This window comes from Capnocytophaga sputigena, from assembly GCF_900446695.1.
Classification (GTDB): domain Bacteria; phylum Bacteroidota; class Bacteroidia; order Flavobacteriales; family Flavobacteriaceae; genus Capnocytophaga; species Capnocytophaga sputigena.
The window spans coordinates 269271-283261 of sequence record NZ_UAVP01000011.1; the positions used below are offsets into that span (position 1 = coordinate 269271).

Sequence of the window (13991 nt, forward strand, 5' to 3'; positions counted from 1 at the left end):
AAAAAATGAAAATACTCGACTGGTACATCTTAAAACGCTATCTTCTTACCTTCTTTATAATGATAGTTCTCTTCATTCCTATTGGAATTATTGTAGATTTATCTGAAAAAGTAGATAAAATGATAGAAAGAAAAGCACCAATGAATGAAATACTGTGGTATTACCTTAGTTTTATTGTTTATTTTGCCAATATTTTATTCCCTATCTTGTTATTTCTCTCTATTATTTGGTTTACATCAAAGTTAGCTAATAATACAGAAATTATTGCTATCCAGAGCTCAGGTGTATCGTATATGCGCTTTTTGCGTCCATATATCGTGGGTGCGAGCATCATTTCTGTGATAGTGTTCTTTATGGGAATGTTTATTGTACCAGCTGCTAGTACTGTATATAACGACTTTTGGAATAAGTACATACGTTCTTCAAAGGTAGAAAGTGTTTCAGACCTCTACAATCAGTTTTCTGATAATGATTATTTATATGTAAGCTCATTTAATTACCAAGAACAAAAAGGGTACAACTTTTCAGTAGAGCACTTTGATGGTATTAAGATGAAGGAAAAAATAAATGCTGAGACAATTCAGTGGATAGATAGTACAAAAACTTACAGGCTTACCAATTATTCCAAAAGAAAAATAGGTGAAGGTGATGATATATTAGTGAAACGCGACCAGTTAGATACTATATTCAATTTCAAACCTGATGACCTAATGCCGATGGAATATACGGCAGAAAACAAGAACTTGTTTGAGCTAAACAAGTTTATTGAACGCGAAAAGATGAAAGGTTCGCCCAATTTAAATATGTATCTATTGGTAAAATACCGTCGTTGGGGTGCTATAAGTACAGCCTTTATTCTTACACTTATCGGTGTAGCTGTTTCATCGGTAAAAAAACGCGGAGGAATGGGAATCAACCTAATGGTAGGAGTAGTTGTAGGATTTAGTTTTGTATTCTTCGACCGTGTATTTGGAACCCTTGCCCAAACCTCAGGAGGACTTTCTCCTCTAATGGCTGTCGTCTTGCCTAACCTTATTTTCCTTACCTTAGCTATTTTGTTACTCCGAAAAGTAAGAAGTTAGATTTATGGAATTAGTAAAAGCAAAAAAACATTTAGGGCAACATTTCTTAAAGGATTTAAACATCGCTCAAAAAATAGCTGATACACTATCATTAAAAGGTTATAATAAAGTGATAGAAATAGGGGCAGGAATGGGGGTACTCACTCAGTTTTTACTCAAAAAAGATGTTGATGTACACATAGTTGAAATTGATAAGGAATCTGTAGCCTATTTAGAAACTCATTACCCCGAACTCAAAGGAAAAATTATTGCTGATGATTTCTTGAAATACAATATAGCTGATTATATAGGGGAACCCTTTGCTATTATTGGTAATTTTCCATACAATATTTCTACTCAAATTGTTTTCAAATTGCTTGAACTGCGAGAATATGTTCCCGAGTTCAGCGGAATGTTTCAAAAAGAAGTAGCCGAGCGTATATGTGAACACGAAGGTAGCAAAACGTATGGTATATTATCAGTTTTAGTACAAGCCTTCTACGATGCTAGCTACTTATTCACTGTTTCAGAAGGAGTTTTTAATCCTCCTCCAAAAGTAAAAAGTGGAGTGATACGATTGGTACGCAAAACTAACTTCCATTTAGATTGCGATGAAAGTTTGTTCTTTACAGTTGTTAAAACAGCATTTAATCAAAGGCGCAAAACTCTCCGCAATAGTCTAAAACAATTTCTTATAGATGAGAATTTAAAACAAGACTCTATATTCGATAAACGCCCTGAGCAATTGCCTTGGCAAGATTTTGTGCGTATTACTAAAGTAATAAGTGAGCAACATTAATTTGTTAGGTCACTATTTTTTTGCCAAATCTCCCACGATTTTTCAGCTTGTAACACTAACATCTGCAAACCATTACAAATGGTAGCCCCTCGCTGTTTCCCTTTTTGTAAAAAAGTAGTTTCTGCAGGATTATAGATGAGATCATAGAGCAAGTGTTGTGGAGTGATATATTCATAAGGAATTGGAGGACAATCTGTAATATTTGGAAAAGTTCCTAAGGGAGTACAATTTACAATCAAAGTATACTTTTGAAAAAGTTCAGGGGTGAGTTTATCATAAGCTAACTGACCTTCTTTAGGAGTACGGGATACAAATTGAGCTCTAATTCTTAATTGCTTAAGAGCGTACGCTACAGCACTTGAAGCCCCTCCTGTACCCAATATAAGAGCAAAAGTGTGATGGGGTTGCAAGAGCGGACGTAATGATTCTCGAAAGCCATAACAATCAGTATTGTAGCCTATAAGTCCTTTAGGCGTTACTTGTATGGTATTTACAGCTCCTATATCATAAGCAGTAGGATCTACCGCTATTAGGAACTTGATAATATCACGCTTATAAGGAATGGTTACATTCATTCCTTTTAAATTAGGTGTAGCACGCAATAAATCTGTCAGTTCATCAATATTTTGGATATCAAAATTCACATACTGACTGTTTTTCACATCTTCGCGTTTAAATTTTTCGGTAAAATAATTTCTTGAAAAAGAATAATCTATATTCTTACCTACTAATGCATATATGTCATTCATTTCTTTTTTTGGCAAAGATAAGGATAATTAATTAATTTGCCAATTTGCTAATTGACAAATTATTCTTACCTTTGCCTCTCAAAATTAAACTATAATGGAAGTAAGTAAACGCTATGCACAACGTGGAGTTTCGGCTGCGAAAGACGAAGTGCATAAAGCTATCAAAAATATCAATAAAGGATTGTTCCCTAGAGCTTTCTGCAAAATAGTCCCCGATTATCTTACTGGTGATGACCAATATTGCCTTGTAATGCACGCTGATGGTGCAGGTACTAAGTCGGCTTTGGCTTATATGTATTGGAAAACTACGGGCGATTTAAGTGTTTGGAAAGGCATTGCTCAAGATGCCCTCATAATGAATATAGATGATTTATTGTGTGTAGGAGCAGTAGATAACATTATGCTTTCTTCTACCATAGGGCGCAACAAAAACCTCATTCCTGCAGAAGTTATTTCAGCAATCATCAATGGTACTGAAGAACTTATCAATGAATTAGCTAATTTTGGGGTACATATTCACTCTACAGGAGGTGAAACTGCCGATGTAGGTGATTTAGTCCGCACTATTATTGTCGATTCCACTGTAACAGCACGTATGAAACGTAGTAAAGTGATTGATAATGCAAACATCAAAGCAGGCAATGTAATTGTAGGATTGGCTTCTTATGGGCAAGCTACTTATGAAACTTCTTATAATGGTGGTATGGGTAGCAACGGACTTACCTCAGCTCGACACGATGTTTTCAACAAATCATTAGCAAATCAATTCCCTGAAAGTTTTGATCCCTCAGTTCCTGAAGAGCTCGTATATGCAGGAACTAAACACCTCACTGATAGTGTTGTAGGTTCTCCTATAGACGCGGGGAAACTCGTCCTCTCCCCTACCCGCACCTACGCACCTATTATCAAAAAGATATTAGAAAAATACGACAATACCCAAATATGTGGAATGGTACATTGTAGTGGAGGAGCACAAACTAAAATATTGCATTTTATAGATAACTTGCATATTGTTAAAAACAATCTCTTCCCCGTTCCTCCTCTCTTTCAACTTATTCAAGAAGAATCTAAAACCGATTGGAAGGAAATGTACCAAGTATTTAACTGTGGTCATCGTATGGAACTCTATGTACCTGAAGCTATTGCCGAGGATTTGATAGCTATATCAGAATCTTTTGGCGTACCTGCTCAAGTAATAGGATATGTAGAAGCTTCTGATAAAAAATGTCTAACTATAAAAAGCGAATACGGTACTTTTGAATACTAAATTAAACATACAAACCGATATACGATGGGCATTTGCTTATTTTGCCATAGTTGTGTGCTTGGGTATCTTTATGCGCTCAGTACAAGTAGCCGACTATCCTTTTGTATTCAATTATCGGAATATTGTGCATACCCATTCTCATTTAGCGCTTTTAGGATTTGTATATGTAATGCTTTCAGCTATTTTGGCGCGAACTTTCATTCCTTTCAACACTCAACTACACAAACGCTACCGATGGCTGTTCTACATTACCCAATTCTCAGTATTAGGTATGCTCTGTAGCTTCCCTTTTCAAGGATATGGAGCCATTTCTATCAGTTTTTCATCAGTATTTATCATTTGTACTTACTTCTTTGCGAAATTCTTTATAAAATATGCTACTTCCCCTTTTGTAAAGATGGGCATCTTTTATCTTATTCTATCAAGTTTAGGAATATGGTTTATGCCTGTAACTATTGTAAAGTTTGGTAAATTTTCTGAAATGTATATGTGTTCCATTGCTTTCTTTTTGCACTTTCAATACAATGGATGGATGCTCAGTAGCCTAATGGGACTTTTTGTAAAAAAATATGGTTGGGATATACAATACCCTCAACTTATCAAGCGCATATTTATTCTATTTCAAGCGGGAATTATAGGGTCGCTTTTTATCTCGTGGGTAGGCTATTTTAGTTATCCTATCTACTATATCGTTGGGGGAGTTTCTGTGCTTATTTGGCTTACCTCTGTAATAATGATATTGCGCCTATACCTAAAAACTCAACCAAAGAGCTTTTTAGCAACAGTTTTTATCTGTTTTTTTATTGCCAAAGTAGCAATGATGTTCACTGGTGCTTTCCCCGTGCTTACCCCCTATTTATTTAAAAATATCGACCTACTAATTAGTTATTTGCACTTCAATTTTCTAGGAATTGTAACCATAGGTCTCTTGCTGTTTTTAGAAGAAGTATATAAAGTAAATCGTTGGCTTATTTATCTATTTCTCTTTTGTTTTATCACCACCGAAGGATTAATCGTCTATAAGGGATTTTCAGTTATTGGAAACTACCCTATTTTTAGCAATTTTTATGAGTATTTATGGTTATTCACTGCTCCTTTTTATTTCCCTGCAATAGGGTGGCTCATCGGTAGTTTTAAAATAAAATAACGTAGAATGTTTCGTTTTTCCAATATAAATACTACTTTTGCAAATTAGTTAGTGCAATTAGGCACATCTTTTGATATGATAATAGAACGTTTAAAGTTAATAACAAAGTTTATGAATAAAACAAAAATTTGGTCGATTCTTGTAATGTTGTTGTTTACCACTCCATTTTTTGCCCAAAACAACGAGCGTAAAAAGGTAGATGGCGTGGCAGCTGTAGTAGGTGATTATCTAATTTTGGAATCAGATATAGACAAGGCGTATATTGATTTGCAACAACAAGAAGTAGATACCCGTGAAATCAACCGTTGCCAGATGTTAGGCAAACTGATGGAGGATAAACTCTATGCTCACCAAGCTGTGCAAGATAGTGTGAAGCTCACCGATAGCGAAGTACGCGACCAAGTGAACCAACGTATTGAGTTTTTAACTGCTCAATTAGGTGGTGATATCAAAAAACTATTACAGTTCTACAAAAAAGATGACGAACAATCTATGCGTGACGAACTTTTCAACCTTTTGAAGGTGAGTATGCTCGCTCAGCGTATGAAACAACAAATTATTAAAGATGTAGAAGTAACTCCTGAAGAAATACGCACCTTCTTCAATGCTATACCAGCCGATGAGCGTCCGCATTTTGGTACTGAATTAGAAATAGCTCAAATTGTGGTAAACCCAGTTGCCCCTAAGAGTTCAGTACAAAAAGTAATAGATCAACTCAATGATATTAAAAAGGATGTAGAAGAAAATGGTATGAGTTTTTCTACCAAAGCCATTCTCTACTCTCAAGACCGTGCTACTGGCGGACAAGTCCTTACTTTCAATCGTAATTCTGCTTTCGATAAAGCTTTTAAAGATGTAGCTTTTACTTTGCAAGAAGGCGAAATATCTAAACCTTTTGAGTCAAGTTTCGGTTGGCATATTATTCAAATGGACAAGATTCGTGGTAAAGAAGTGAGTGTACGCCACATTTTATTAATGCCTGATATCCCTGAGGAAGCTCTCAACGAAGCTAAAGAAAAAATATCCAAAATACGCGAACGCATCATTAACAAAGAACTCACTTTTGATGAGGCTGCACGTAATTTCTCTGATGAAAAAGAAACTCGTAATGATGGTGGTCAGCTTATCAACCCTGAAGATCTTTCTACTCGTTTTGAACTTACCCGTATAGAGCCTACTCTTTACGCACGTATTTCAGACCTAAAAGATAATGAGGTGTCAGTTCCTTTTCTAGATGAAGACAGAACTGGTAAAAAGACTTATAAGATTTACCAAATTACAAATCGTATTGATGAACACCAAGCCGATTTTGTAAAGGATTACGTAAAAATACAAGATTTAGCCCTCAAAGAAAAACAGCTAAAAGCTATCAACAAGTGGATGAAAGAACACATTGAAAAGACTTACATTTCAGTAAATGGAGAATATAAAAATTGTAAGTTTGAAAATAACTGGCTGAAGAAATAATTTCCCCTTACTTCAATGGGAAAATATCTAAAAAAAATAAAAAGTGAGAAACAAAACTATCATAAGTTTTATTTCTCACTTTTTTATTACCAATATAAATACTTTATCAAGAAATTCTAAACACTAAAGACTCCAAAGGGGCTATATCCACTCGCAATCTTCCTTTGCCATTTTCTATATATAGGGTAGTTTGCTTTTCGTAGTAAAGAGCATCGTTAAGGGTATATGTACCGTCATTCAAGAACCAACTGCCTAACAAATAGGCTGGCAATTGCAAGTCAAAACCATAACTTTCGTGTTCACTAAAATTGCATACCATCACCCATTGTTCTTCTTCATTCCCTCTCGCAAAACTATACACTTTGTCGTTGTAATAAACAGTGTGTTCTCGATTGTATTGATGCAAATCAATATAAGCACCATTAATCTTTAAATTGAGTAATCGCTGATAGAAATCGTGTAATGCTCGTTCCGAATTACTAAGTTGTCCTCCGTCATACTGCTTGTGGTTCACCCATCGTTGATGAGCAGGAACTCCTATATAATCAAAGATAGAAGTACGCGACGAACTGCCAAAACCTGCCCATTCTGCCGCTCTCTCTCCCACCTCCTGACCAAAGTACACCATAACCGGCGACTCGCTAATAAGGGTAGAAACTACCATTGCAGGTTTAGCCTTTTCGGCATAGCCCGCAAATTCTGGTGAGGCTATACGTTGCTCATCGTGGTTTTCTAAGAAATGTAACATACGGTCTGAAATATCAGAAAGTTCACGTTGTATAGGAGCAATGGCATCAGTACTATGTTCGTGTGCTACAATATTGCGCAAAGTGTCATACAATTGCACTTTGTCATACAAGTAATCCATCTTCCCTAAGTGCAGGTAAGAGCGATATTCATTGGGGTTATATACCTCAGCCAGCAGAAAAGCCTCTGAGTTATGATGTTTAATAGCCGAATTGAAATAACTCCAAAACTCTACAGGTACCATTTCAGCCATATCATAACGGAATCCATCTACACCTTTCTCAAGCCAATACAAAGCAATATCTTTGAACTTTTGCCAAGTATTAGGCACAGTTTTGTCTTGCCAAAAATGGTAATGCACTTCTGTATCTTCACTCTCAAAACCTATAGGTAGTTCTGGAAAATCCTTAATACCATCAGGGCGTACCCCATAGTTGAGCTTTACGGTTTCATACCAATCATTGCGATCGGGCTGAGAAGCACGCGCCCCATTACCTGTCCATTTAGCAGGAAACTCGTGATATTCGCCATAAATACCTTCAGGTAGTTTAAAAGCCTCATTGGGGTTGTAATAGAAATTGTTATTTACTGCATAAGTTACCGAAATATCATCATCTTCTCCAAAACCTCTTATTCCCTCAGGTTTAGCAATACTCTCATAACGGCGTGCCACGTGATTAGGCACTATATCCATAATCACTTTCAGTCCGCACTGGTGCGTACGTGCAATAAGGGCTTCCCACTCCTCCAAACGTTGTGCGGGATTGTCAGCAAGATCTGGGTTTACAGTGTAATAATCCTTTATGGCATAAGGAGAGCCCGCGCGTCCTTTTACTACCGCCGGAAAGTCATTACTGATGCCATAAGCTGTATAATCAGTAGTGAGTGCGTGATGTAATACTCCTGTAAACCATATATATGTAGCTCCTAACTTTTTTATTTCTAATAGAGCCTTCTCAGTAAAATCCGAGAACTTACCCACTCCATTTTCATCTTTAGTGCCCCACGCTTTATTGGTAGTATTAGTATTCCCAAAAAGTCTCGTTAGCACTTGGTAAACTACTATTTTGTTATTCATTTTAAACTATTTTTAGCTTCTTCTAATAACTTAATAAATACATTGTAATCAACTTTATGAGTTACCATATCCTCATTAATTAGTTTGATAGTAGGTGTTTCTACAAAGAAATTACCATTATTATCATAACTAACTAATGCTATATATTTATCATCTATATAAATCTCAGCTACTAAATTGTCATAATTACAATCGTTACATATTAATATTTCTTTCTTCATATAGCAACTCTTCTTCAAAAAATCTTCTACTGCTACCTAATAAAATGTAAAAAGGCTTACTATCTTTAAAATGCCAATATCGATCTTTTATAATAGCTTGTTTTCCACTGGCTACTACCGATACCAAAGTACCTATTTCTAAAAAACTACCTTCTATAACTTTCATAGCTTCTTTTCGTATAATGAATGCTTTATCACCATAAGATATTTTATAATATGTACTTAAATCTTCAAGGATAGTAAATAACTTTCCTTGTGGATTCAAAGCTTCAAACATTTCTATTCCACTGTTGTCTAATAAAATATTGTCTTTATTCTTGTTCAACAACCAAAAACAAATTCCATATAGCATCACTAAAATAGTTTTAATCGTTGTATTTCTTTTAATCTAATCGTATTGTATCTTACCTATCTCGGGAAATCTCTCCAAAAAGTTCCTCGTTTCTTTCATCGTTTTGAGTTTTATTGTAATACTTTCCAAAAAAGGAAATACTTCAGGAACAAGCCAAGACAAATCTTCTAATCTAAACGAATTGGTAGCAATACGTAAATGGCGCAGTTGCTTCACCTCTTTAATACTGAAAATATCAGTGAGTTCTTTCATATTCATCAGCGAAAGATAGGTAAGTTGTTTTAGTTCAGAAAGTGAAGGGAGTATAGCAATTTTATTAGCTCCCAAAAATGATAAACTTTCTAAATGTATTAACCCCGAAATAAAACTGATGTCTTCTAACTTATTGCTATTGAATAGCAACAATTCTTTTAAATTAGGCATCTTCTTGTCGAGGTCTGTACTTTGTAGCCCTTGCACTTCCAAAAACTCCATAGCGGGCATTGCTTGAAGTAAATCTGTTTGTAAGCCTCTCACATTCATTTTCTTTAATGATTGCAACATCGATAGCTCTTGATGTTGTTTTTTTGTTAGAGGAAGTTCTAAGTTAATCTTTTCTAATTTATAGCAAGCTTCCAAAGGTGTAAGACTTAGATTTTTATCATACCGAAGTACCAAAACTAATTCTTTTAGGTTTTGAAAATACTCAATACCTTTGAGCGAATCAAATCCCCAATCTCTATTGCTAATAAACAGTTACTCTACATTCCATACACTTTTAAAATCCTCTATATTTATCCAAGCCTCTTGATTGTTTTCTCTTAGCAATTGCAATATAAACACCGATTTATGAGGCTGTGCCAGCACCTCTGATAGCACTTGTAACTTCTCAGATTTAGGAGATTCCTCAAAACGAAGCCTAATAATATGATTCTCTATTTCTTTTAGTTGTAAAATAGTTTCGTCACTCGCATTATTTATCTCTAATAAAGCGAGATTATTTCCATCATAATCTGAATAAAATTGAATTTCTTTGTTCATTATCAACTCTCATCTGGTATTATCCAAAGTGCAATATCTCGTTTCTCTATTTCATCTATTATTTTTAGAACCTTATGTTTTTCTATCTCTAATACTTTCAAATTCTTAATAAACGATATATCATCTATTTCTTTGATAAATTCATTGTCATACAAACAGAGCTTTTTTAAATTTGGCAATTGCTCTAAGCCTTCTAAACTTTCTATTTCGGAGCCATAACTCACATCCAAATGCTCAAGAGACTTCAACTTGCTAAACGGAAGAAAGTTTTTAAAAGGACAAGATAACATCTCAATATATTTTAATTTTTTGCATACCTCCAAGCCATCAAAAGTTTGTTGATCATCATAATAAGTATGAATAGCATACAATTCTCTCAAATTAGGGGTATTTTTGAGTGAATAGAAATCAAAACCTTTCAATTTTATATGTAATTTTTTGAGCTTAGGCAATGCAACATCTATTTCTTTAAGATGTTCAGCATCCAATTTCTCAAGCAAAGGAATATAAGCTCCTTTCAAACTATTAACTGAATAAGGCAATACCAACTCCCGTAAAGAAGGTAAATATACATCTTTTAAACTATCTGTTTCAAAACTTCCTATGGCTAAACTCCTCAGAGAAGGCAAATGAGCCTCTGCTAACGAATGTATATAAGGATTTTCTTCTGGATAGTTTTGATTAGAAATAGTCAATTCTTTTAAAGAAGGTAACTGAAGAAATTGACAAAATCGCTTTGAATGGATAATGCTATCAGAAATATATAATTCCTTGAGCTTTTTAAATTCAGTAAGTGCACTCAAATCATCTAAAGCGCACCTCAAAAAATTTATACTTTTTATAGTATCAGCAAAAGGCAAAAAATCATCAAATGATTTTATATCCTTATCCATAAAAAATAATTCCACAGGTATTCCTCTGTATAATCGTATGAAATTGCCATACCCTTGATGGGAATAAATGATTTTTAAATTGTATTTGTCGGTAAAATAGCTGTACATAAATAGATGTATTATTAAAAAATACTTTGCCAAAGGTTTTATAGCCTGTTGTGCTACAACCTTTGGCAAAGTTATATTCTATTAATCAGTATCGCCCGTGCGACTTGTGCCCATAAGCATTAAGTAGGCTTTAAGAAATTCGTCGAGTTCGCCGTTCATTACGCTATCTACATCAGTAGATTCGTAATTAGTGCGTACATCCTTCACGAGTTTATAGGGGTGCATCACATAGTTGCGTATTTGCGAACCCCACTCTATCTTCATCTTGCCTGCCTCTATCTCATCGCGTTTAGCCTGACGCTTTTTGAGTTCTATCTCATACAACTGCGATTTGAGCAATTGCAACGCCTTGTTTTTATTATCAAGCTGACTGCGGGTCTCGGAGTTCTCAATAATAATTCCCGTAGGGTGGTGACGTAAGCGCACTGCGGTCTCTACTTTGTTTACATTCTGCCCGCCTGCTCCACTTGAGCGCATTGTCTCAAAGGTAATATCCGCAGGGTTGATTTCTATTTCAATAGTATCATCTGCCAGCGGGTATACATATACCGAGGCAAATGAGGTATGGCGTTTAGCATTGCTATCAAAAGGTGAAATGCGCACCAAGCGATGTACACCATTCTCTCCTTTGAGATAACCAAAAGCATATTCACCTTCAATTTCAATAGTAACTGTTTTAATACCTGCTACATCACCTTCTTGGAAGTTGAGCGTCTTTACCTTATACTTTTGGTTGTTGCACCACATTGTGTACATTCGCAAGAGCATTGAAGCCCAGTCGCAACTTTCAGTACCGCCTGCTCCTGCAGTAATTTGCAGTACAGCACTCATCGCATCGCCTTCATCAGAGAGCATATTGCGAAATTCCAATGCCTCAATAGCGTGTAGGGCTTGTGCGTATTGCTGGTCTACCTCGTCGGCAGTAGCTTCACCTTCTTTAAAGAAGTCGAGCAACACCTCCACATCCGAGGTAAGACTTTCAGCTTCCTCATAATCTTCTACCCATTTCTTTTGAGTGCGAAGTTCACGCATCACCTTTTCAGCCTCTTTGGCATTATCCCAAAAGTCAGGTGCAAAAGTCTTCTCTTCTTCGTTACTTATTTCAATACGTTTGGCATCTATGTCAAAGATACCTCCTTAACGCACCCAGGCGATTCACTAAATCCTTAACTTGTTCGTTATTTGTCATTTCTGATTACTTATTATATTACTATACCCTATCCTCTCTTACCTCTTATCTCTTACCTAAACCTAAACTTTTAGTATCTCAGCTTCTTTTGCAGCTAATACTTCCTCTACCTTTTTGATGTATTTATCGGTGAGTTTTTGTACGCGCTCTTCAGCATCTTTCTTGATGTCGTCTGAAGTTTCTACTTTTTTGATTTCTTTGTTAGCATCTTGTCGAGCATTGCGCACACTGATTTTAGCGTCTTCGCCTTCACCTTTAGCTTGTTTTACAAGTTCACGACGACGCTCTTCAGTAAGCGGTGGAACAGTGATAATCACCATTTCGCCATTGTTCATTGGGTTAAAGCCTAAGTTAGCTATCTGGATAGCTTTCTCAATAGGTTGAATCATTTTCTTTTCCCAAGGCTGAATAGAAATGGTACGCGAGTCAGGAGCTGATACGTTAGCTACCTGACTAAGAGGGGTTTGCGCTCCGTAATAATCTACCATTACGCTACTTACCATTTGCGGACTTGCCTTACCTGCGCGAATATTGCCCAAAGCCTTGTCCAAGTGTTGCAACGCCTCTTGCATCGCCTCGTTTGTAGTGTCTAAGATAATATTAATTTCTTCGTTCATTGTATATTGTTTTATTTATTAGTATTAGTTTTATTAGATAATAACTTTTTAATTTTCATTTGTAGATTATTGTTCTTCTTATAAAAGAAGAAAATACCTACAATCAATAAAATTGTCAATAATGGTTGTATAATCACAAACAAATAGATGTTCACTGCTTCATAAGTAGTTCCAAAAGAATCTGCTAATAAATACAAGCCTTCCACTGCAAGGTCAAAACATCTATGTAATAGATTTTGTTCCATTAGCATTGTGCTTCTAATTGTTTAATAAAGCGCTTTTTCTCTCTGTATTGTACATATTTAACTACAAAAAGTAGCAAAAGAGCAATATCTACCATAGGCATTAGAAAAATAAAGACAATAACATTCACTTCTTTATAGGTAAACCCTGTAAAATTTGCCAATGATTGCATTACTTCACAACACCAATTGAACAATACTTCCATTAATCATTAACTACGGTTCCTACATTTTCCCCTGCTACTACTTTAGCGAGGTTGCCTTTTTTGTTCATATCAAATACAATAATAGGCAAATGGTTCTCTTGGCTAAGAGTAAAAGCCGTCATATCCATTACTTTAAGGTTTTTATCAATACATTCATTGAAAGAGACGTGGCTAAACTTCACTGCATCAGGGTTTTTCTCAGGGTCTGCAGTATAGATACCATCTACGCGAGTCCCTTTGAGGATTACATCCGCATTGATTTCAATAGCACGAAGTACAGCTGCCGAGTCAGTTGTAAAGTAAGGATTACCAGTTCCTGCCCCGAAAATAACTACACGTCCTTTCTCTAAGTGGCGTACAGCACGACGCTTGATAAAAGGCTCAGCGATAGCTTCCATCTTAATAGCTGTTTGCAAACGGGTGAAGATACCTTCATCTTCCAATGCACTTTGTAGAGCGAGCGAGTTGATAACAGTCGCAAGCATTCCCATATAGTCGCCTTGCACTCTGTCCATACCATTGCTGGCACCTGCTACCCCACGAAAAATATTCCCGCCACCAATCACGATAGCTACTTCTACTCCTTGTTTTACTACCTCTTTTATTTCGGTAGCGTATTCTTTTAATCGAGCAGGGTCAATACCGTACTGGCGACTCCCCATAAGGGCTTCCCCGCTGAGTTTAAGTAAAATTCTTTTATATTTCATTTCAATTGATAATTGACTTAATTCACTAATTTTGAGGGCAAAAATAAAGAAAATAAGAGTATTACACAAATTATTTAGAGGATTTATAGAACACTTTGTCAAAGACTTAGAACTTTAATAA

At 35.7% G+C, this 13991-nt stretch carries 16 protein-coding genes; 5 read left to right on the forward strand and 11 right to left on the reverse strand.

The annotated features are described in order from the left end of the window. The first annotated feature begins 5 nt into the window (after window positions 1–5). Together DR017_RS13235 and rsmA are read left to right on the forward strand one after the other, a co-directional pair. Window positions 6–1082, forward strand: a complete 1077-nt coding sequence (locus DR017_RS13235; RefSeq protein ID WP_002678638.1) for an LptF/LptG family permease — start codon at window positions 6–8, stop codon at window positions 1080–1082. Between the two features lie 4 nt (window positions 1083–1086). Beyond that, window positions 1087–1860, forward strand: coding sequence for a 16S rRNA (adenine(1518)-N(6)/adenine(1519)-N(6))-dimethyltransferase RsmA (rsmA, locus tag DR017_RS13240; protein WP_002678752.1), 774 nt, complete (start codon window positions 1087–1089; stop codon window positions 1858–1860). Here the strand turns inward: rsmA and DR017_RS13245 are convergent. Then, window positions 1857–2609, reverse strand: coding sequence for a shikimate dehydrogenase family protein (locus DR017_RS13245; protein WP_002678671.1), 753 nt, complete (start codon window positions 2607–2609; stop codon window positions 1857–1859). The two genes, rsmA and DR017_RS13245, sit on opposite strands and share 4 nt — an antisense overlap. 94 nt (window positions 2610–2703) lie before the next feature. On the opposite strand from DR017_RS13245, the gene DR017_RS13250 reads away from it, so the two are divergent. The 3 genes from DR017_RS13250 to DR017_RS13260 all read left to right on the forward strand — a co-directional run bounded on the left by DR017_RS13250 (window position 2704) and on the right by DR017_RS13260 (window position 6490). Continuing rightward, window positions 2704–3876 carry an AIR synthase related protein gene (locus DR017_RS13250; protein WP_002678910.1) on the forward strand — a complete coding sequence of 391 codons (1173 nt, stop codon included), beginning with the start codon at window positions 2704–2706 and terminating at the stop codon, window positions 3874–3876. Between the two features lie 58 nt (window positions 3877–3934). Beyond that, on the forward strand, window positions 3935–5023 hold the full coding sequence (locus DR017_RS13255) for a hypothetical protein (RefSeq protein WP_050772793.1): 1089 nt from the start codon (window positions 3935–3937) through the stop codon (window positions 5021–5023). A gap of 111 nt (window positions 5024–5134) precedes the next feature. Next, window positions 5135–6490 (forward strand): peptidylprolyl isomerase, encoded by a 1356-nt coding sequence (locus DR017_RS13260; protein WP_002678904.1) that lies wholly within the window; start codon window positions 5135–5137, stop codon window positions 6488–6490. Window positions 6491–6596: 106 nt separating this feature from the next. Here DR017_RS13260 and DR017_RS13265 read toward each other — a convergent pair whose 3' ends face one another. The 10 genes from DR017_RS13265 to pyrH form a co-directional block, all read right to left on the reverse strand. After that, window positions 6597–8315 carry an alpha-amylase family glycosyl hydrolase gene (locus DR017_RS13265; protein WP_002678755.1) on the reverse strand — a complete coding sequence of 573 codons (1719 nt, stop codon included), beginning with the start codon at window positions 8313–8315 and terminating at the stop codon, window positions 6597–6599. Continuing rightward, complete coding sequence (locus DR017_RS13270; protein WP_002678837.1) at window positions 8312–8536, reverse strand: hypothetical protein; 225 nt, start codon at window positions 8534–8536, stop codon at window positions 8312–8314. Before DR017_RS13270 ends, DR017_RS13265 begins: the two co-directional genes overlap by 4 nt. Next, window positions 8511–8888 (reverse strand): DUF6960 family protein, encoded by a 378-nt coding sequence (locus DR017_RS13275; protein ID WP_002678818.1) that lies wholly within the window; start codon window positions 8886–8888, stop codon window positions 8511–8513. The genes DR017_RS13270 and DR017_RS13275 overlap by 26 nt, the downstream gene beginning before the upstream one ends. A gap of 36 nt (window positions 8889–8924) precedes the next feature. Next, the gene (locus tag DR017_RS13280) at window positions 8925–9545 is read right to left on the reverse strand and encodes a leucine-rich repeat domain-containing protein (RefSeq protein ID WP_002678677.1); all 621 of its coding nucleotides are present in this window, start codon (window positions 9543–9545) and stop codon (window positions 8925–8927) included. Between the two features lie 78 nt (window positions 9546–9623). Beyond that, on the reverse strand, window positions 9624–9908 hold the full coding sequence (locus DR017_RS13285; protein ID WP_002678855.1) for a hypothetical protein: 285 nt from the start codon (window positions 9906–9908) through the stop codon (window positions 9624–9626). Between the two features lie 2 nt (window positions 9909–9910). Continuing rightward, window positions 9911–10978 carry a leucine-rich repeat domain-containing protein gene (locus tag DR017_RS13290; protein WP_146741544.1) on the reverse strand — a complete coding sequence of 356 codons (1068 nt, stop codon included), beginning with the start codon at window positions 10976–10978 and terminating at the stop codon, window positions 9911–9913. 12 nt (window positions 10979–10990) lie between these two features. Further along, window positions 10991–12098, reverse strand: a protein-coding gene (prfB, locus tag DR017_RS13295) for a peptide chain release factor 2 (RefSeq protein WP_095902361.1) whose coding sequence is annotated in 2 segments (ribosomal slippage) — window positions 10991–12037 and window positions 12039–12098 — 1107 coding nt in all. Because the reading frame shifts where the segments join, the coding sequence is not laid out codon by codon here. A gap of 62 nt (window positions 12099–12160) precedes the next feature. Beyond that, window positions 12161–12715 carry a ribosome recycling factor gene (gene frr / locus DR017_RS13300; protein ID WP_002678917.1) on the reverse strand — a complete coding sequence of 185 codons (555 nt, stop codon included), beginning with the start codon at window positions 12713–12715 and terminating at the stop codon, window positions 12161–12163. An 11-nt stretch (window positions 12716–12726) separates the two neighbouring features. After that, window positions 12727–12960 (reverse strand): hypothetical protein, encoded by a 234-nt coding sequence (locus DR017_RS14205; RefSeq protein WP_002678670.1) that lies wholly within the window; start codon window positions 12958–12960, stop codon window positions 12727–12729. Window positions 12961–13162: 202 nt separating this feature from the next. Continuing rightward, a complete protein-coding gene (gene pyrH / locus DR017_RS13315; RefSeq protein ID WP_040361052.1) occupies window positions 13163–13870 on the reverse strand; it encodes a UMP kinase in 708 nt (235 codons plus the stop codon). Window positions 13871–13991: the final 121 nt, after the last annotated feature.

Coding starts and splice junctions, on each gene's coding strand:
- pyrH (WP_040361052.1), bottom strand. CDS start 13,870: ATGAAATATAAAAGAATTTTACTTAAACTCAGCGGGGAAGCCCTTATG.
- DR017_RS13260 (WP_002678904.1), top strand. CDS start 5,135: ATGAATAAAACAAAAATTTGGTCGATTCTTGTAATGTTGTTGTTTACC.
- DR017_RS13245 (WP_002678671.1), bottom strand. CDS start 2,609: ATGAATGACATATATGCATTAGTAGGTAAGAATATAGATTATTCTTTT.
- frr (WP_002678917.1), bottom strand. CDS start 12,715: ATGAACGAAGAAATTAATATTATCTTAGACACTACAAACGAGGCGATG.
- DR017_RS13265 (WP_002678755.1), bottom strand. CDS start 8,315: ATGAATAACAAAATAGTAGTTTACCAAGTGCTAACGAGACTTTTTGGG.
- DR017_RS13270 (WP_002678837.1), bottom strand. CDS start 8,536: ATGAAGAAAGAAATATTAATATGTAACGATTGTAATTATGACAATTTA.
- rsmA (WP_002678752.1), top strand. CDS start 1,087: ATGGAATTAGTAAAAGCAAAAAAACATTTAGGGCAACATTTCTTAAAG.
- DR017_RS13285 (WP_002678855.1), bottom strand. CDS start 9,908: ATGAACAAAGAAATTCAATTTTATTCAGATTATGATGGAAATAATCTC.
- DR017_RS13235 (WP_002678638.1), top strand. CDS start 6: ATGAAAATACTCGACTGGTACATCTTAAAACGCTATCTTCTTACCTTC.
- DR017_RS13275 (WP_002678818.1), bottom strand. CDS start 8,888: ATGCTATATGGAATTTGTTTTTGGTTGTTGAACAAGAATAAAGACAAT.
- DR017_RS13250 (WP_002678910.1), top strand. CDS start 2,704: ATGGAAGTAAGTAAACGCTATGCACAACGTGGAGTTTCGGCTGCGAAA.
- DR017_RS14205 (WP_002678670.1), bottom strand. CDS start 12,960: ATGGAACAAAATCTATTACATAGATGTTTTGACCTTGCAGTGGAAGGC.